We start from the raw sequence: 21,002 nt of genomic DNA on the forward strand, positions 1-21,002 counted from the left end.
CAGGTCGAGCTTGCGTTTGAACGAGGACGCTGAGGCTCCGCCGAAAATGCGGATCACCGGCTGGCCTTCAAGATAGGCGGCCGATTCTCCGCTCATCCGTTCGCTCCAGCGCGAGGCCTCGATCATCTTCGGGCCGCTCTGGAATATCAGCACAGCGGCCGTGACGATGTAGATCAGAATGGGCACCAGTAGCAACAGGGTCAGGCGCCAGTCGACGACGAAGAGGTAGATCAGCACCGCCACCGGCCCCACGACGGCGGCCACCGCATCGGGGATCGCGTGAGTGATCAGATAGTGCAGCGACAGGGTGTCGTCCTGAATCAGCTTCTTGACCGATCCCGAACCGCGTTGCGTGAACCACCCCAACGGAACCCGAGAAAGCTTGTCCAACAACTGGCGCTGGATGCTTGTACTGAATCGGATGTCAACAACGTGCAGCCACAGTGTGAGAGCCATGCCGAGCGCGGCGCCGAGTACCAGCAGTGTCAGGAAGATGAATCCGGTGTGCCATAGCCGGGATTGGTCGGCTCCGGCCAGCAGCTGGCGGGTGAGCTCGACGAGCACCACGAACGGTGCCAGCTCGACCATGGTGATGATCGCTTGCAGCACACCACCGGCGATCATCTGCTTCTTGACCGGCGCCAACAACTCCTTCGCCGCCTGCGAACGCCAGCGACCCCGGGGGATCGCGCTACCGGATACCGGTATGGGGTTGTCGGCCAGTGTTTTTGGTGCGGAGGGAGTGGCCAAGCTGGAGGTCTTGGCGTCCAAAGTCGACGGAGCCTGGGTGTCTCCGCGGCGGCTGCCCATGGCGCGGCCGAAGGTCCAGTAGGCGGCGGCATGCACGTCGGCCTTGGGGAATCCGAATTGTTCTTTGAGGCGCTTGCGCAGATGTTTGAGCGAGCCCGCTTCGGGTCCGGCCCAGGCGTACCAGTTGGACCAGTCGCGGGCCTCGATCGCGCCCGCCAGTGAGGTTTCGTCGGCGCGGTCCACCCAATGCAGAACCCGCCGGGGATGCTCGGTCAGCGCGATGAGTTCATCGTCGGGGCTGTGGCGTTCCAGGTAGACCTCGACATCCACATCGGCGGGCAGCGCGGCCAGGATGGAGTTGATCGCCGGGATGGACGCCGAATCGCCGATGAGCAGGAACCCGGCGGGAAGATCTTCGGGGATTTCGAATCGTGCTGAGCCGAAAGCTACTACCGGAATGGTCATTCCGGGCTGGGCCGCCCCCGCCCACCGGCAGGCGGGTCCGGCGGGCTCGTGGATCACCACATCGATCGCGAACTCGCCGGCCTGGGCATCCGTGGAGACGATCGTGTACGCCCGCTGATGTTCGGTGGCGCCACCCTCGGGATCAGGGAACCAGAACCGCAGCCATTCGGCCGGCGTGTGTAGCAGGTCCTCGAAAAGGGTGGGCGCCGACATCGTCAGCCGCACACAATTCGGCGCGACCTGACTGGTATCGACGACAGTGGCTACGTGATCACGCGCCCCAAGCCCGCGCAGCACCGCACCCTGGAAGCCTCTACCCATGTTTTGCATCCTCTTTCGTGCTGCTCGCATGCGTGACACACTTAGCTCACCCTAACCAAACGAATTGATATAGGCTAGCCTAGCCAAAGTAAAGATAGGCTAATCTATCTGCGGTGTATGGGTGAATTCTATTCGCTCCGAAGCATTTTCGGCTCTGCGTCCAATGCTGTGCGAACCCGAAGATGCAAAAACCGCTGTGATTATGCGGCTTTAGTGGACAGGGGAGGCATACGAATGTCGTCGTCCCGAGCAGGCAATTCGACCTCGGCAGAGCGTTTGCGGTTGTTGCGGGCAGTGCTGACCGAACGTGGGCTCACGGATGCGTCCTCGAGTGCCCGGAGCACGAACATTCAGGCGCGATCGCGCACGGCAGTGGTTCCGTTGTCTTCGACACAGCGTCGGATGTGGTTCGCACAGGCCATTTTTCCGGAGGGCACGGCATATAACATGCTGGTCGGCCTACGAATTGACGGTCCACTCGATCTTGATTCGTTGCGCACGAGTGTGATCCGATTGTTCGGCCGGCACGCGATTCTGCGGACTCGCTACACCCATGGCCCCGACGGTGAGCTGATACAGCTGATCGAGCAGACCGGGGACATCGCGCTCTCAGTCGTTGACATCGATGACAAGGCGTCGGCGACGCTGGAGGACGCGATCGCGGCTCTCGCGCGGGAGATCGCTGACCGCCCTTTCGATCTCGCCTCAGACCCTCCGCTGCGCGTCGAGCTTTTGCGTGCCTCAGCGCATGTGCATGTTCTGATTCTGGTACTGCATCACATCGCGGCGGACGAGATCACCTGGGATTTGTTGTTCGCTGACTTATCTGCGCAATACGCCTTCGAGACTGGCCAGACTGACGCTGCGCCAGCGGCTCCGGGCCTCGAATACGCAGACTATGCGGTGTGGGAGCAAGAACGACTGCAGCATGGTCATCTCGACAACCAGCTGAAATATTGGGTTGACCGACTCACCCCGCTACCGCCCACCGTTGGCTTTCCGGCGACGACTCAGTCTCCGGAGCCGCACGCTACGGCCAGCGGGCGATACCGGCATGCGCTGCCAGACAGCACCGTTGCGGGCCTGCGAGATCTAGCGCGAATTCACAAAGCCACGCCCTACACGATCGTACTTGCAGGGTTGGCTACGGTCCTGCATCGATACACAGAGGCGACGGATTTGGTGATCGGGATTCCGGCGCTGGTCCGTGATGCGTCCGAAGTCGAAGGCGTGTGGGGCAATTTCACGAACACCCTTGCGCTACGGCTGAACGTCGATGTTCAGACAACCTTCCTGGACTTGCTGGGTCGCGCTCGATCAGCCTTTTTCGAAGCTTACGACAACCGTGACATTCCTTTTGAGACGGTCATCGAAAGAGTGGCGCCGCAACGAACCACGGGCCGCTCACCACTGTTCGAGGTTATGTTCGCGGCAACTCGGCCGGTCACGAGTGAGTTGAGTTTGGCCGGAACGACGACGACCGACCTCGGATTGCCCAACCCGGCACCGATGTTTGACCTCGCCATTGACCTGGTCGACGGAGCGGCGTTGGCCGCTACTTTCCGAACCGATAAATACGCACCAGAATTCATACAGCAAGTCCTGGAGCACCTCGCCACAGTGTTGGCCCATGGGGTGGTGAATCCGGAGTGCAGCGTGCGTGATCTGCCTTTGCTCACCGACCAGCAACGACAGCACATCCTCTGCGACTGGAATGCCACCGGGGACACCCGGCACCTCGTCGATACCCCGCTACACACATTGTTTGAGCGACAGGCGCAACAGAACCCGAATACCATCGCCGTCGTCACCGAGGATGGTCAGCTTAGTTACGGTGAACTGGATGTGCTTGCCGGGCAGTTGGTTTCGTCGATTCGCTCGCTCGGCATCGGTAGTGGAAGCCTTGTTGGAATCAACATGGACCGGTCGGCGGACCTCGTGGTGGCGCTACTGGCCGTGTTGAAGGCCGGTGCCGCGTTCGTCCCGTTGGAGCCTGCTTGGCCGGCGAGCCGGATAGCGGAGGTGTGCACAAACGCTCGCCTCGCGGCGGTGCTTACCCATGGCGATCCTGCGACGCGACTGCCAAGCCTGGAGATACCAGTGCTGAATCTCGACGAGAAACCATGGGACGCAACTCGCCACAACGATCCGGCGCCGGGCGTCCAGATGGCCGAGCTCGCCTATGTCGTCTTCACGTCCGGTTCCACCGGCACTCCGAAGGGGGTGATGGTGACTCATGGCGGAATTTGCAATCGACTGCTGTGGCAAGCCGATGTCCTCGGATTCGGGGCCGACGACGCTGCCCTGCACAAGTCGTCGCTCGGGTTCGACATGGGAATCAACGAGATATTCCTCCCGCTCGTCTGCGGTGCTGCGGTGGTTCTGCCCAAGGTGGGAGCCGAGTCGGACCCGGCATACTTGCTCGACTTGATCGCACGCACCGGTGTCACGTTCATCGACCTGGTGCCGTCGCTACTTGACCCGATGCTGGATCGGCCCGAGTTCACCGAGGCGACTCGCTCGCTGGCTTCGGTGTGGACGGGTGGCGAGGCGCTGAGCCCAGAGCTTCTCGAGCGGTTCCTTACTCGCTGTGAGATTCCCATGTATCACGGGTACGGGCCCACCGAGGCGACCGTGGCGTGCACATACGAGGTCTACCGGGCCGGCTCATCCAGGCACGGGGTGACCATCGGTACGCCGATTGCCAACAACCAGGCCTTCATCCTCGATAGATTTCTCCGGCCGGTTCCGCCGGGTGTATCCGGAGAGCTGTACATCGGGGGGGTGCAGCTCGCGCGCGGATATGTGGAAGACCCGGCCCGCACCGCCGAGCGGTTTGTCGCCGATCCGGTATCGGGCGCACCCGGCGCTCGTATCTATCGCACCGGGGACAGGGCACGTTTCCTGCCTAACGGCACCATCGAGTTCCTTGGGCGAGTGGACAATCAGTTGAAGATCCGGGGCCGCAGGATCGCGCCGGAAGAGATCGAGAACGCGCTCACCGCGCACCCGTCCATCCGTCGCGCGGCAGTCATGGCGCAAGGCGATCGATTGGTTGCGTACTGTGCCTGCGAGGACCCCGCGCTGACCTGGCTGCAGCTGCGTGACTGGTTACGTGCGCGGCTGCCGGAGCACCTAATACCCCCGGCCGGAACCATTCTCGACGCGCTGCCGCAACTGCCGTCAGGGAAGATCGATCGCGCTGCGGTGCAACGAATTCCCGTCGAAGTGAGTGCCGCGATCGTTCCCTACCTCGAGCCGCGGTACGCGATGGAACGTGTGCTGGTTGACTTGTGGCTCGCGGTGCTCAAGGTTCCCCGTATCGGTGTTGACGACAACTTCTTCGACATCGGCGGTCATTCGCTGTTACTGGCTCGCGTTCAAGCCAGGCTTTCGGAGCAGCTTGGGCTTTCGGTATCGCTGCTCGATCTGTACGCACACCCGACCGTCGCGGAGCTCGCCACGTATCTGAACGGCGCGCGCGATCAGGGCGCTAAATCTGAAGTAAGCGGTAGCGGCGGTCTCGTCGCTGCGCGCAGTCGAGCTGAGCGTGGGCGAGATGCCCGCGTGCAGCGCCTATCACAGCAACGACAAAGGCGGTAGATCAAGTCATGCAGCACTCTTCGACATCGGCGGAGCAGCTCCAACGGACATGGTTACGGGGTGGAGCTCTTGACCCCGACGGGCATCCGGCGTTGGTGGTCTTCCCGCATGCTGGTGGTGGAGCCTCGTTCTACCGCTCCTGGTTGATCAACCCGGATTTCTCGGTGCATATCGTGCAATACCCCGGTCGCGAGGACCGGATTTCTGAACAGCTCCCCTCGAGCCTGGGCGCGCTTGCCGACGGCGTGGCCGAGGCGTTACTGACTCTGGGGGATCGGCCGTTGTACTTGTTCGGCCACAGCATGGGTGCGCTGGTCGCCTTCGAGGTCGCGCGTCGGCTGGAGGCGGCTGGCAGGTATCCGCAACTCCGGCTGTGTGTTTCCTCGTACACGGCACCGCATCTCGTCCGCAGTGGCGGACTGCGGGATCTAGACGATGACGCATTTATCGCGTACGGGCGTTCGGCCACAGGTGAGGTGAGCGCCGCAAAGGGGCAGGACAGCGCATTCGATGTAGCGGCGTTACGGGATCTGGTCATCTCCGGCATGCGGGCCGACTTCCGGCTGGTCGAACAATATCGAACCGACCCTGAGCCACCCGTGGATGCACCGATCCTCGCGCTCTGGGGCAAGGACGAGGCTATCGATCCCGCTGACATGGATCTTTGGGCGCACGTGACCCGCGGTGGCTACCGGTCGGCAACATTTCCCGGCGGGCACTTCTACCTCGCTGCCGAGCGAGATGCTGTGCTGGAGAACGTGCGTCAGTGGTGCGAGGAACTCGATCACGGCTCAAGCCGGGCGACGGCTGACGGTGATGGCGATGACCACGAGGTTCGGGACGACGACGTCGCGGTTATCGGCATCGCTGCGCGGGTGCCTGGTGCCACGAATCTGGATGAGTTCTGGGCGAATCTTTGTGCGGGAGAGGAATCGCTCACGCATTTCACCGATGAGGAGCTGCTGTCGGCGGGGGTTTCGCCGGAGGAACTCGGTGATCCGCGGCTGGTGAGGGTTCGGCCGGTTCTTGCCGATGTGGCCGACTTCGATCCCAAGTTTTTCGCATACGCCCCGAGCGAGGCACGATCGATTGATCCACAGCAACGACTCTTTCTCGAATGTGCTTGGGAGGCTGTGGAATCGTCAGGTTATGACCTGCAGCGGTACGACGGTTCTGTCGGGGTTTTCGGGGGCAGTGCGGGCTCGACCTATTACCGGGCAAATCTGTCGACCGATTACGGGAACCTCAACGGCACCGAGTATCTGCAGACGGCGCTGGCGACCGAGAACGATTTTCTGGCGCCCCGCGTTTCCTACAAGCTGAATCTGCGCGGTCCCAGCATATCGTTGGGCACCGGCTGCTCCACCTCGCTGGTGGCCATCCACCTTGCGGTGCAAAGCGTTTTGTCGGGTGAGTCCGACATGGCGCTGGCCGGTGGCGCCTCCATCACCTTCCCGCAAACCGCCGGATACGTGGCTACCGAAAGCGGCGCCATCTCTACCTCCGGTCGATGCCGTGCGTTTGACGCGTCCGCCGACGGCACATTGGTCGGTGACGGAGTCGGAGTAATCCTGCTGAAACGCGCGTCGAGCGCTGTCGCAGATGGTGATTCGATTCTGGGCATCATCAGGGGAACCGCCGTCAACAACGACGGCGGGAATAAGGCTGGGTTTGCTGCGCCGAGTGTCAGCGGCCAGGTTGAGGTCATCACCGAGGCGCTGGCCGTCGCCGAGGTTCCGGCCGAGACCGTCGATTACGTGGAGACGCATGGCACCGGGACGCTACTGGGCGATCCGATCGAGATCGCCGCGCTGGACAATGCCTTTCGCCAAGCGGGTGACACGCGGACAGAAGCATGCCGACTGGGAACCCTGAAGCCGAACATCGGACACACCGGGCCTGCCTCGGGCGTCCTGGCCCTCATCAAAGTGATACTGGCGCTGCAACATCGGATGTACCCGCCTGCTGTCAACTTCACGGCCCCCAATCCGCAGATTGAATTCTCGAAGAGCCCTTTTTATGTGGGTACGCGCCTGCGACGCTGGAATGCGCTCGACGGAAAGCCGCGTCGTGCGGGAGTCAGCTCCTACAGCATGGGTGGCACCAATGCTCATGCCGTACTGCAGGAAGCTCCAGTTTCACAGGCGCCCACTGCAGTTCAGGACGGTCCGCACCTGCTTGTGCTCTCGGCGCGAACGGCACCGGCGCTCGAGGCTGCGCGGAAGAACCTGGCGCGGCACCTGGAGCAGCATCCCGAACAAGATCTGGCCGCCGTTGCGGCCACGTTGCGCATCGGACGGCGTGCTTTCAAGCATCGGTTTACCGCAGTCTGTGCGGACTCGACGGAAGCGCGGCAAGTCCTCGAAAGCACGGGACATGCACCATCTCGCACCGGGATTGCCTCAGACAAGCCCCGCCCCGTCGTGCTCCTGTTTCCCGGGCAGGGAAGCCAGTTCAGTGGCATGGGTGCGCAGCTCTACGCGACATCACCGGTCTATCGCCGGCACATCGACGAGTGCGCCATCCGCTTTGAGCCGCTGATCGGTGTGGATCTGCGCACGATGCTGTGCGGCGAGGGTGACGAGGCCACCGACGCTGCGCTCATGCAGACCCGCCTGACCCAGCCCGCACTGTTCACGGTTGGGTATGCGCTCACCCAGCTCCTCGGCGAGTGGGGTGTGCAACCCGTGGCCATGCTCGGCCACAGCATTGGTGAACTGGCGGCTGCTTGCGTTGCAGGGGTATTCACGCTGGACGAAGCAGTTCAGCTGGCGGCGCTGCGCGGCGAACTGATTCAGCAGTGTGAGTCCGGTGCCATGGCTGCCGTTGGGGCATCGCTCGATGCCGTCACCGCGATGCTTCCGGCTGGGGTATCGGTTGCGGCGGTCAACGGCCCGGAGCAGGTCGTTGTTGCCGGCAGCGCGGAGGGGATCGAAGCACTCGTGCAGGAGGCGGCGAGTACCGGCGTGCGCTGCACGCGTTTACCGGTGAATCGGGGTTTCCATTCCGCCCTCGTCGATCCGGCGGTCGGCCGTTTCTCGGCTGCTGTGGCGCGGCTGCGATTGCAACCGCCGCAGGTTCCTTTCATGTCCAATGTCACGGGTACCTGGATCACCGGGGCGCAGGCCACCGACCCCGAGTATTGGGGACGGCAGCTGCGTGAGACGGTGCAGTTCGCCTCCGGCCTGGCGGTGCTGTGTGCCGAGTACCCGGATGCGGTGCTTGTGGAGGCCGGTCCCGGTCACACCTTGCGCGGCATCGTCGCGGCGAATACTCAGGAACCGGAGGTCGTTTCGATGCTCGGGGATCGGACCGGTGACAGTGCGACCGTTGCGATAGCGGCAGCAGGACGCCTCTGGGCCGCTGGTGCTGAGCTGGTGTGGCAGCACTTCGGTGCGCCACAGCCGCGGGTGCCTCTGCCCACATATCCGTTCGAGCGGGAGCGATTGTGGATGATTCCGCCGAAGCCCGTCGCCAGCCGGCCCGCAAGGCAGGCACCGTCGGCGCCTGCCAAACAGGTGCCGACGGTGACCGAGACGGCTCCCCAGGCCGATGTCTCGCCGACCGTGGCGGTCGAGCAGATCTGGTGTGAGGCACTGGGTGTGGCAAGCGTTGAACCGGACGACAATTTCTTCGACCTGGGAGGCGATTCGCTGATCGCCGCTCGCATCGTGACAGCGATAGGGGAGCGCTGCGGAATCAAGGTATCGGTGGCTGAGCTCTGGGATCAGGGCGCGACTCTTGCCGATCTTGTCGATCTGGTGCAGCGACGCTGTGGCAGCAATACCAATGTGGGAGAACAACGTCAGTGACAGTGGATATGGATACACCGACCACCGAGACAGGGTTTGCCGACATTGCCATCATCGGAATGCAGTGCCGATTTCCCGGCGCCGGCGACCTCACTGAATACTGGTCGCTACTCACGGAAAAGCGTGAAGGCGCAAGATCTTTGGATGACTTAGCGGATGCGCCGGGGTTAGTGCGTCGCGAGGCCGTCATCGAGGGAATCGAACTATTCGACGCCAAGTTCTTCGGTTACCCGCCGGCCGAGGCCGCGATGATAGATCCGCAGCAACGTCTCTTCCTGGAATGTGCGTACCACGCCTTCGAACAGGCCGGTTATGACACGGATCGATACGATGGACTGGTCGGCGTCTACGCGGGCTCCGGGCAGTCGAACTATCTCATCGCGAACGTCCTTCCGCATCTTGGCCTCAGCCCTTCCTCGGCGGACGCATTACCCGCGGGGTTTGCCAATTCGCCGGGCTCGCTTCCTGGCCGCGTCTCGTATCATCTCAATCTGACGGGTCCGAGTGTTGCGGTGAGCACCGCCTGCTCGACCTCACTGGTTGCGGTGCATCTGGCGTGCCAGGAACTTCTGGACTACCGATGTGACCTGGCTCTGGCTGGTGGAGTGAGCTTGAACCCCCACCCCGGCAAGGGATACCGGTACACCCCGAACGGACCGCTCTCTCCCGATGGCCGTTGCCGGGCCTTCGACGCCGACGCCGCGGGCATGTTCCCCGGCGACGGCGTGGGAGTTGTTCTGCTCAAGCGCTTGTCTGACGCACTCGCTGATGGTGACCGAATTCGGGCCGTCATCAAAGGAAGCGCGGTCAACAACGACGGGCGTCACAAGACGGGTTTCACCGCGCCCAGCGCCACCGCACAGAGTGAAGTCATCCTCGCCGCACATGCGGTTGCCGGAGTGGAGGCGAGTTCGATCGGCATGGTCGAGGCTCACGGAACGGGAACACCGCTCGGTGACCCCATCGAGGTGTCGGCACTGACCAAGGCATTCCGGGAATCCACCGACCAGACCGGATACTGCCTGCTGGGCAGTGCCAAGACAAACATCGGCCATACCGACACCGCGGCCGGAGTGGCGGGACTCATCAAGGCCGCGTTGTCCGTCGAGCATGGTGTAATCCCCGCGAATCTGCATTACACCGCCGAGAATCCGCTGCTCGACCTTGCCAACAGCCCGTTCCGTGTGGCCGTCGACACCGTCGACTGGCCTGCGGGAGACGGACCGCGCCGCGCCGGGGTGAGCGCCTTCGGAATCGGTGGCACCAACGTACATATGGTGCTCGAGCAGGCACCGCGCGATGCTCAACGCGACCGGCTCCCAACTGCGGATCGCTCCGAGTCCTTGCTGGTCCTGTCGGCCGCCACCGCATCGGCATTAGACCAACAGGCCGCGCAATTGGCCGACTATCTGCGTAGCAACAGTGAGATTGATCCAGCAGATGTTGCCGACACCCTGCAATTGGGTCGCCGTAAATTACCGTATCGGCGTTCGGTGGTGTGCGGGTCGGCGAAACAGGCGGCGTCGCTGCTGACCGCTCCCGCCCAGGCCACTCGCGCGAATGACGGTGCAGTTCCGTTGGTTCTGCTGCTCCCCGGCGGCGGAGCGCAATACGTCGGGATGGGTCACGGTCTCTACGAGACCGAAGAGGTGTTCCGGTCGTCAATCGACGAGTGCGCCCAGATCTTGGCGCAGCATTGCAATATCGACCTGCTTAGCCACCTGTTTGGCAACGGTGGGCTCGATGAGCAGCGGCTCGATGTGGTGTTTCCGGCCGTGGTGGCTACCGAGTACGCACTCGCGACTCAGCTCGCGGCGTGGGGGTTGACACCGAGCGCGATGCTCGGCCATAGCCTGGGCGAGTACGCGGCGGCGTGCCTGTCCGGCGTCATCGACATCGACCAAGTGCTGCCGTTGGTTTCGGCGCGTGGGCGATTGTTCGCCCGAATGGGCGGTGCTACCACGAGCATCCTGCTGTCCGCGGCCGATGTCAGCCCATTGTTGAGTGGCCGGCTTGTTGTATCCGGAATCACCGACGCATCGTCGTGTACGGTCTCCGGACCCACCGCCGAGATCGCGCTACTGGAAGAGGAATTGGAACTGCGCGGCGTCCAATTCCAACGGGTGCGAGTATCGATGGCGGTGCATTCGCCCGAGTTGGATCCCGTGCTCGGTGAGTTCGCCGACATCTTGGCCGGTGTCACGCTGCGGCCACCGCGTGTGCCGTATTTGTCGAATGTCACGGGCACCTGGATTCAGCCTGAGGAGGCAACCGACCCGGGCTATTGGATCCGGCACAGCCGTGAGCCTGTGCAATTGGCCGCTGGATTCGGCGAATTGGCCGGCCTCCAGGGGGCGGTGCTGCTGGAGGTGGGTCCCGGTCAGACATTGACGCGGCTTGCCCAGCCGCAGGGTGACGCGTCGTTTGCAGCTTTCGCCACGATGCGACATCGCGACGACCGCCGCAGCGACCGGCGTGCATTGCTTGCCGCTGTGGGCAAGGCCTGGGAGCACGGCATCGACATCGACTGGAATCTGATATCGGGAGGCCGGCGCCCGGCACGCGTCGAGTTGCCCGGCTATCCGTTCGAACGACAGCGGTACTGGATCGCAGCGTCTGACGGCGCACAGCCACCCGTCCGGCCGAACATGAGTGTTCCGGTGTGGCGTAGCGGTACACCGATAGCTCCCGCCGCAGAGCCGCCCGCGGCACGATGGCTGGTTCTGGTTGACGAGGATCCGGCCACCGTTCGTTTCGCCGCGGAACTGGCCGAAACAGTCAGCACGGGTGTTGATCTGCTCGGGCCGGGCCTCACACCGGCTTCGACCGAATACCAGCGCATCGTGTTCCTTACCGGTGCGCACGGAACGCGGCCGGATCGCGAGCGATACGTGCAACTGGCGCGCGCGGTCGATGCCGCCGGTTCGGGTGTGGCGGTGCATGTCTGTGTCGGCAACGCCTTCGATGTCACCGGCGTGGAGGACATCGACGTCAGTCATTGGCTGGCAGTTGGCGCGGCACAATGGTTGCGCCGCAACGGCGTAACGCGCGCCGTCAACGTGGTAGACATGGACCGGACCGATGCCCAGGCGCTGGTCGCGGAGCTGTCGGTTCCGGGTGGCGATCGAACGGTGGCTTATCGCAACGGACGGCGATGGGTCCTCAGCAGTGAGCCGGTCGAAGGGGTGGCCGCAACATGGTCGAGCGCCGCGACAGGATTGCGCGCCGAGCCTATTGATGTTGTGGTGCCGCAAGGTTCGACACAGGTGTCGAACGCGCTGGACGACCTGTGCACCCGGTACATATGCGCGCACCTGCGAAGCGCAGGCGTCGCGATGACTCCCGGAACCGAGTACTCGCGCGACGAGTTGATCGCCCGGCTGGGGGTGATACCGGACTACCACAAGATTGTCGATGCATTCTTGCGCATCTTGAGCGAGGACGGCATCGTCTCCGGCGAGAACGGCCGGCTGCGCGTGCTCGATGTGCCGGCGGTGGCCGATGTGCCCGAACTCGGGCGCTGGTGCGCCGATAATCCCGAGCTGGCGACATGGGCGCAGCTGCTGGACCAATGCATGCGCGGCTACGACCAGGTGCTGCGCGGGCAGATCGCCGGCAATGAGGTCGTGACGCCGAACGGAGATGACCGTCTGTATCGGAGCCTCACCGAACAACGCATCGCGCATAGCGATTTCGCAACGTACCGCGATCTGATCGGGACGACACTTGCCGGACTGGCCGCCAACGCCACCCCGGGCCGGCCGCTGCGGATCCTCGAAATCGGCGCAGGCCGTGGCTACCTGACGTGGCCGGTGGTCGACGCGCTGCGCGGCTTGCCGGCCGGCTTGGTCGAGTACCACTTCACCGATATCGGACGCTCGTTTGTGGTGGCCGCCCAGCGGCAGGCCGAAGCAGAGGGTCTCGATTTCGTCCGATTCGCCTCTCTCGATATCGTCGACGATCCGGCCGGGCAGAGTCTGCCGCTTGCTGGGTTCGACGTTGTCCTGGCGTTCAACGTGTTGCATGTGGCACCGGATCTGCCGACCGCTATCCGCAATACCGCGGCGTTCACCGCTCCCGGCGGCCTGATGTTCTTGCTGGAAGCCAAGACTGAGGAGCGTTGCGACTCGCTGATCGACCCGCTGTTGACCGGATGGCTCGATTTCGACGACGACGTGCGGACAGATTCACCGTTGGTGGCACCCCAGCAGTGGGCAGCGCTACTCGACACGAACGGATTCACCGGCTCGGCCGTCTACGATTCCGGTCCGGCGGGTGACCATGCGTTAATCGTCGCCGAGCGTCCTGAGCCGGTGCTCGTTCTGGATCCGGACTTCGATCGCGCCGTCGCCATGCTGCGTGAGATCGCGGCGTCCGAACCGTCGGCGCAACGCATGCTGCTTACGAGGCCGCGTGAGGACTCCCTCGATGCGGCACTGGCCGAAGGGTATGCGCATGGCACACTCGCCGTTCGGCACCGTGCCGGAGTTGGAGACTGGACCTTTGTCGACACCTCTGCGAGCGACGAGATGAACGTTCCACCAGACCGATTCGGTGAGGTGCTCGGTGCGCCCGCGGTACCCACGGTGGTTCTGGGTGGTTCGAGTACGGTGGCGACACGTGCTGAGCAGGAGCCGGCACCGGTGCCGGATACGCCTGCTGCCCCATCGGCGAACGTCTCGTTCAATCACCGCCCGGTGCTGTCGACGGAGTATTGCGCGCCACGGTCGAAATTGGAGGAAAGCATCGCGGCGATCTGGCAGCGCTTCTTTGGGTACGACCGGATCGGTGTCCATGATCGTTTTCTCGAACTGGGTGGCGAGTCGCTATTGGCCATGCAGATCGCTGCGGAGCAGCGCAATGCGCTAGGGATCGAAATGAGCATGCGTCAATTGCTTGAATCAGTCACCGTGGCGGACGTGGCCGCGGCCGTGACAACACCGTCGGACGAGCCCGAGACGTCCTCGAAACCCGCGCCCCCCGTCCGTCGGGGGCGCGCCGCGCTGCGTACTGCAGACGGCGTCATTCTGCTTGAGGGAGCGCGAGAGTGACCACTATCGACTACCTTCCCGCATCCACATCGGGGGAGGAGATCCTCCTCTTCCGGACGTCATTCGCCCAGCAGCGAATGTGGTTCCTGAGTCGACTGGACCCGGACAGCCATTACTACAACGTGCCGATTGTTCTGCATTTTCGCGGTGCGGTACGTCCGGATGCACTGCGACGAGCCTTCGCTGAAATGGTTTCCAGACATGAGATCCTGCGCACAACTTTTGTCGAGGTCGACGGCGAAGTGATGCAGGCGGTGGCCGCTGAAACGGTTATTACCGTGCCGCTCAAGGAAATCGATTGTTCCAGTACGCAGTCTGTGCCGCCGATACAGCGTCCCGAGGTGCGCGCGGCAGTTCTCGACCTCGTGTGCGCACCGTTCGACCTGAGTGCCGGACCGTTGCTGCGGGCGCATCTACTCGACCTGCGGGACGGAGAGTTCCTGTTGGTGGTGGCGATGCATCACATCATCGTCGACGGCTGGTCCATCGGTGTGCTGTGCGACGAGCTGCGCCAGCTGTACGGGGCCGAAGTAACAGGCATTCCAGCGGCACTGCCGCCGCTGGAACTCCAGATCGGAGACCTGGCAGAACAAGAGCACGACGTCATGTCCGGGCCCGCGCGTGAGCGCCATCTCGCGTACTGGCGGTCGCAGTTGGCCGGCGAGCTGAGCTCGCCTGCGCTTCCGTTCGATCGAGACAGGCCATTGGACAACGTTTTCCAGGGTGCCACCCTGGACTTCACCTTGTCGCCCTCAGACACGGCAGCGATGGCCGCATTCGGGCGGGATATGGACGTGACCGCCTTTGCGACGCTGCTCGCGGCGTTCTACACACTGTTGTACCGCTACAGCGGCTCAGATGATCAGGTGGTCGGCGCTCCGATGGCGAATCGGGAAGACCACCGGGTCTCGGCGCTCATCGGGCTGTTCGTGAACACAATTCCGTTGCGTGCCAAGATCGATCCCTCCGCCGGGTTCGCGGAGTTGGTCAGCCATGTCCGCGAGGTGACTTTGGGTGCGTACGAGCACCAGGAGCTGCCACTTGAACAGATCATCGACGAGGTCGCTCCCGCGCGTCTTCCCGGACGCAATCCGATGGTCGCCGTGCTGTTCGCGATGCAAAGCCCGCCTCCGGCTGACCTTGATTTCGCGGGAACGCCCGTGTCCTTTGTCGGGGTGCCGACAGGCACCACTCGAGCCGATGTGGAACTGCACTTCTGGCCCCTCGGGGAAAGTATCGGGGTGCAGTTCGTCTACAGCACCGAACTATTCGATGCGGCGACGATGGAGCAAATGCGCGACGACTACACCGCGCTGTTACGCGCGGCGATCGCGTCGCCGCACCTGGCGATCGACTGCCTGCCGCTCGGTGCGCACGAAGCACGTGTGGCTGAGAGCTTGGCGCCGATGCTTCAGCATGTCGAGAGCTCTGTGGCGGTCGTCGATGGCTACGTGAAGCTTACCCACGCCGAATTACGCACGACTGCACTGCAATTGGCTGCGGCGATGTCGGGTGCCCATGGCGGGACGGTTGTGCTCGCGCTCGAACGTGGACCAGACCTCGTGGCGGCGTTGGTAGCGGCGGTATCCGCCGGTGCACGCCGTGTCGCGTGGTTACCCACATCGCTACCGGCCCTGTACCGGGAGCGCTCGCTGCGGGAGCTGGCCCCCGCATTCGTCGTGGACGATGCCGCCGTGGCGCAACTGGTAACCGGCGACGCCCGCCCTACCGGTGCGCCCGATTCGCTGAATACTGATGCGTCGATAGGGCTTCTGGACAGCTATCTCGCTGGCATTCTCGTCACCTTTTTGCACTCTGGCAGTGTCAATCTGGTTGATCCGGAACCGGTTCCGGAGGTAGTACTGACCGCCGACCGCCGACTGGCGCCCCCGGGCGTATTGGGGGAACTATGCGTCGGGAGACCAGGCGAGGCTGTGCTCCCTACTGGGATACCGGCACGCATGCGCAGGGACTCCTCGGTGGAGATCGCACATTCTTCTCGTGGACGCGCATGGGACGGTCACCGCTGGGCGGACCTGGCAACTGTCGACGCAGTGCTGATGGAGCACGAATTGATCGACGACTGCGCGGTACTGTCACGCCGAACCATCTCTGGCACCACCGAGCTGGTGGCCTATGTAGCAACTTCTGCACCGATCTCCTCGAAACGGTTGTCGGAATTCGCACGCATCGTGCTGCCACCGTCGCTGGTGCCGCGTGCATTCGTTCCTGTTGCCGCACTGCCGGTGACCACGACCGGAGCGCTCGACATCGCGGCGCTATACCGATTGCCGGTGATCGATGACGAGCTGATTGCCCAGTGGTCGGCGCGGCTACCCGAGGCCACCCAGATCCAGGTTGTGCCCGATATCGCTGACCCGCCACGCATTCTTGTCGGCGATCCGACGCCACCGCCCAAGCAGGCGCCGCTAGTGCCCGCGGCACAACGCGATGTCCACGAGCTATCCATGCTCGATGGCGGGCCGGCGGTCGTGCCTGTCGTGGCGTCGCTACCCGATGCGCTCGTCCGCGCGGCACATGATGCGTCCACGACAGAGCTGGTCTTTCTTGACGAATCGGGTGCCGAGCGCACACTGACGTACGCGGCGGTACTCGATGCCGCGCGGCGTATGCTTGGGGGGTTACGGGCCGCGGGACTTGTTCCAGGAGATTTGGCGATTGTTCACCTGTCTCGCAACGACGAGTTTGTGGCGGCGATTTGGGGATGTTTCCTCGGCGGCATCGTGCCGGTGCCGGTGGCCCCGAACGCGGTTGGCGGCGCCGAGAAGGCGGCAACGGCCTGGAGCGCGCTCAACCAGCCATTGATCATCAACGAGGCCGGGCAGCCTCCGGTACACCAGGCGGCGCGGGTAGTCCCGATCGGCGATCTTTTGGCACACGACCCAGATGCCGCGCACCATGAGCCCGATCCCGATGCGGTCGCGTTGCTCTTGCTGACCTCTGGTAGCACGGGACAGCCGAAGGGTGTACAGCTGACGCATCGCAACATCCTGAGCCGCTCGGCGGCGACCGCGCAGACTAATGCGTTCGCCCCGGCAGATATCTCGTTCAACTGGATGCCGCTCGAGCATGTCGGCGGCATCGTCATGTCCCATCTTCAGGATGTGTACGTGTGCTGTCAGCAGGTGCACGCTGCCACCTCATGGGTGCTGGCGGATCCACTGCGCTGGCTGACCATCGTTGACCGCTACCGCGTGACCAACACATGGGCCCCCAATTTCGCGTTCGGCCTGATCGCCGATCGGTTCGCGGAGGCGCCTAACGCCGACCGATTCGACCTGACGTGCTTGCGGTTCATTCTCAACGGTGGCGAGGCGATCGTCCCACGCATCGCACGCCGATTCCTGCGCATGCTGGAGCATTCCGGCTTACCGCGCACCGCGATGCGGCCGTCATGGGGGATGTCGGAGACATCGTCGGGTGTGGTTTTCTCCCAGAACTTTTCGGTGGAAACCACCACCGACACCGATGAATTCACCGAACTCGGAAAGCCGATCCACGGCACGCGGATACGTGTCGTCGACATGGACAACACGGCCGTTCCCGTCGGGGAGATTGGGCGAGTGCAGATCAGCGGACCCACCGTTACACGCGGATACTATGCCGACCCAGAGCGCACCGGGGAGGCATTCACTGCCGACGGCTGGTTCGACACGGGCGACCTTGGCCGGATTCACGGCGGTGCACTCACGCTAACCGGTCGCGCCAAGGACATCATCATCGTCAACGGCGTGAACTACAGCTGCCACGCGATCGAGTCCGCGGTCGAAGAATCCCGGCTAGTGATCAGCAGCTATGCCGCTGCGATCGCGGTACGGCCGCCGGGCAGCGATACCGACGTTCTGGCGATCGTGTTCAGCCCCCAGTCCGGGGCGGTGGAAGAGGAGGTCCTCGCCGATGTCCGTAGCCGCGTGTTGGCGGTAGGCCCAAATCCCGATCTAGTCATTCCCGTTCCGCCGGAGAGTATTCCGAAAACCGATATCGGAAAGATTCAGCGGAGCCTGCTGAGACAACGGTTCGATGACGGTGAGTTCGCCGAGATCGTGCGCAGGGTACAGACGTCCAGCGCGTCCGCGAACTCCCTGCCAAACTGGTTCTTCCGTCCGGTGTGGCACCGGCGTGACCGACTTCGGCCCAGTGCCCCGATTGACGGCGCCGTTTTGATTCTCGGCGAATCGGGGGACCTTGGCGCACAATTGGCAGACCGGCTGACCGCGCAGGGCGTTCGCGTGGTGCGTGCCACCGTGGCGGACGTCGACGCGGGGTTGAGTTCGGTTTCCGGAACAACAGCAATTCGTACCGTGGTGTACCTCGCCGCACCGCGAGCACCGGGTGATATCGCGGACAGTTCCCCAGAACCATTGCCGGTCGGTGTTTTCGATGTGGTCCGCATAGTCCGAACCGTCTTTGACGAAGAGCGGGGCGATGGAACGCCACCGGCGCTGTATGTCGTCGGCAGCGGTATCGAGCAGGTCACCGATACGGACGAGGCCGATCCTGGGCTCGCTCCGATTCCCGTGCTGCTGCGCAGTGCGGTAGCCGAAATGCCTGGGTTACGTGTGCGCTTTGTCGACCTGGATCGCACAGATCAGACTGCCGGCGCCGACCACGTGGCAGGTGAACTGGGCTACTCCACCAAGGACATTGAGGTTGCCTATCGGGACGGTGCTCGCTGGGTGAAGGGGCTGGAACGGTTGCCCGATGAGCCCACTGTTGGTGTGGCGATTCCTTCTGGAGTTCTGCACCTGATTAGTGGAGGTCTGGGCGGACTCGCCTATGAGCTGGCCCGGCTGCTGATAGAACGCTTCGGCGCACGGGTGCTACTCGTAGGACACCGCGATCCAGATGAGCGGCAATCCGCGGCTTACCAACGGTTACGCGATATCGCGGGCGACGAGGCGGTCCGGTTCGAGGTCGCCGACGTACGCGATGCCGATCAGGTATGGGACGCGGTCACGTCGGCGGAGGATCGCTGGGGCATCCAGCTGTCTGGCATCTGGCATCTGGCCGGCGCGTATCGCGAGCAACCGTTGGCTACCACGACAGAGTCCGATCTCACGGATATCTCGACGGCGAAGGTTGCCGGAGCTCGCGTCCTGCATCATATTGCCTTGCGTCGACCAGGTATTCGCTTCGTATCCTTTTCGTCGGTCAACGGATTCTTCGGCGGATCCACCGTCGGCGGGTACTCAGCCGCAAACGCCTATCTGGACGCCTTCACCCTGTACCAGCGCCGCAGCGGTATCAGCGCGCACAGTATTGCGTGGACGATGTGGGACCGCGTGGGGATGTCGGCTCAGGTGGAGCATCTGGAGGGCACCCGGGCCAGCGGATACCGTGTTGTAGGCCGTGTCGAAGCGCTGAACTCGCTGCTGGTTGCGCTCGCCCACGATGTGCCCCACGTGCTGGTCGGTCTGGATGACACCAAGTCAGCGATCCGTGCCCGGTTGAGCGGTGTGGCGCCGGCAGGCCAGGTGCTTGTGGCAGATCTGAAGCAGACTGCGCCAGAGTTTCCAGATATGCCAGTACGCGACAGGTATGACCGCATCGTGCCCACGCGGGTCCAGTCGACAGGTGTGGCTCGTCAGTGGGTGGCTGCGCGTGACGACACCGAGCGGCGGGTTTCGGCGATCTGGCGACAGGTGCTCGGATCTGACAGCTTCGGAGTGACCGACAGCTTCTTCGATATCGGAGGGAACTCGGTACTGCTGGCCCTGGCGCAGAGGTTGGTGCAGGAGGAGTTCGGTCGGCCGATAGCCCTTGTCGACTTGTTCCGCTACCCGACGGTGTCGAGCCTGGCGGCGTATCTGTCGAGTAGCGAGATCGATACCGAGCCAAGTAATCCCGAGCCCGGCACGGTGGGCGAATCCAACCCGGGCGTGGGTAGCGACCGCGCCCGGATCCGCAAGGAGGCGCGTCGCCGTCGCCGCGCACCATAGGCACTCAGGTGAGTTCTTACATGTAGTGATTTTTCTTTCTGTACTGATTTGAGGAGTGATGACATGGCACAGGTCGATCTGACTGGTGTAGCCGAGACGGCGATGTGGACGCTGTATACCCGCGCCAACGAAGCGCAACGGGCCGATGGAGTCCTGAAGGATCCACAATGCGTCGAGCTGTTCGAAGCGGTCGACTATCCTTTTGAAAGCAAATTCGGGAAAGACCAGACCGGGTTGCACGGCGAGAAATCTCGTCTCTTCGACACCGTGGTCCGCAAGTGGCTGACTGAGAACCCCAGCGGCACAATCGTTGAGCTGGGCGCTGGACTGGAGACTCAGTTTCATCGTCTCGACAACGGAACGGTTTCTTGGGTATGTGTCGATCTCGAAGAAGTGATTGCGGTGCGGGGAGAATTCCTGGCTCCTACCGAACGGTGTCGTTACGTCGCGGCTGATGCTCGCGACGTGTCGTGGTTTGACCAGGTAGGGCCCGGGCCCGTTCTCATCACAGCGCAAAGCTTTCTCATGTTCCTCCCCGAAGAGCAGGTGCGACAACTGCTGGTCGCCATCATCGACAGATTCCCTGGTGTAGAAATCGTTTTCGACACGATCTCGCCGGCCATATCCCAGAAGATGGTCAAGGGTTACCGGCCGACTGAAAACTACGAATTTCCTCCAGCGCCATGGGGAATCAAGCGGGACGACATCGCCCCACTACTGCAGCAATGGCATGGGGGCATTTCAAGCGTCGATGTGCAGAGTTTCGGCGCAGTCCACGGAACCCTGAATGTGCTTAAGCCACTGTTCCTTCGGGTTCCGGCGCTGCGCGCCGTCCTGCCAGTTGTGGCACATCTGAAAACGTAAACCTGGTGCGCGCCACCATCTAGGTCCGCATCCTCCGTGTTGGCGAGGGCGTAAGCCCCGGGCAGAGGCAAAGAGATAGGGGTCGTGTAGTGCGTGTCGTGTCGTTTGGGTATCAGGTCTGGGGTTACCGGACTTTGCAGGCGTTGATCGATCTGGGGCATGAGGTGGTGCTGGCG

6 protein-coding genes are annotated in these 21,002 nt (G+C 63.1%); 5 read left to right on the forward strand and 1 reads right to left on the reverse strand.

What is annotated here, in order from left to right; translation table 11 throughout:
• A partial coding sequence (locus AOT83_RS00380; protein ID WP_165592861.1) for an SIP domain-containing protein occupies positions 1-1,536 on the reverse strand: 1,536 nt, incomplete at its 3' end.
• A 234-nt stretch (positions 1,537-1,770) separates the two neighbouring features.
• Between AOT83_RS00380 and AOT83_RS00385 the strand changes: the two genes are divergently transcribed.
• The 5 genes from AOT83_RS00385 (at position 1,771) to AOT83_RS00405 (ending at position 20,826) form a co-directional block, all read left to right on the forward strand.
• On the forward strand, positions 1,771-5,139 hold the full coding sequence (locus tag AOT83_RS00385) for a non-ribosomal peptide synthetase (protein WP_081343807.1): 3,369 nt from the start codon (positions 1,771-1,773) through the stop codon (positions 5,137-5,139).
• Between the two features lie 8 nt (positions 5,140-5,147).
• Entirely contained in the window at positions 5,148-8,951 is a 3,804-nt protein-coding gene (locus AOT83_RS00390; RefSeq protein ID WP_057966493.1) for a type I polyketide synthase, read from the forward strand.
• Positions 8,948-14,002 carry a type I polyketide synthase gene (locus tag AOT83_RS00395; RefSeq protein WP_057966492.1) on the forward strand — a complete coding sequence of 1,685 codons (5,055 nt, stop codon included), beginning with the start codon at positions 8,948-8,950 and terminating at the stop codon, positions 14,000-14,002. The genes AOT83_RS00390 and AOT83_RS00395 overlap by 4 nt, the downstream gene beginning before the upstream one ends.
• Positions 13,999-19,962: an SDR family NAD(P)-dependent oxidoreductase gene (locus tag AOT83_RS00400; protein WP_057966491.1), complete on the forward strand. Its 5,964-nt coding sequence runs from the start codon at positions 13,999-14,001 to the stop codon at positions 19,960-19,962. The genes AOT83_RS00395 and AOT83_RS00400 overlap by 4 nt, the downstream gene beginning before the upstream one ends.
• Before the next feature lie 63 nt (positions 19,963-20,025).
• Positions 20,026-20,826, forward strand: coding sequence for a class I SAM-dependent methyltransferase (locus AOT83_RS00405; RefSeq protein WP_030094166.1), 801 nt, complete (start codon positions 20,026-20,028; stop codon positions 20,824-20,826).
• The last annotated feature ends 176 nt before the right edge of the window (positions 20,827-21,002 follow it).

Source organism: Mycobacteroides sp. H001, from assembly GCF_001440005.1.
GTDB classification, from domain to species: Bacteria; Actinomycetota; Actinomycetes; order Mycobacteriales; family Mycobacteriaceae; genus Mycobacterium; species Mycobacterium gwanakae.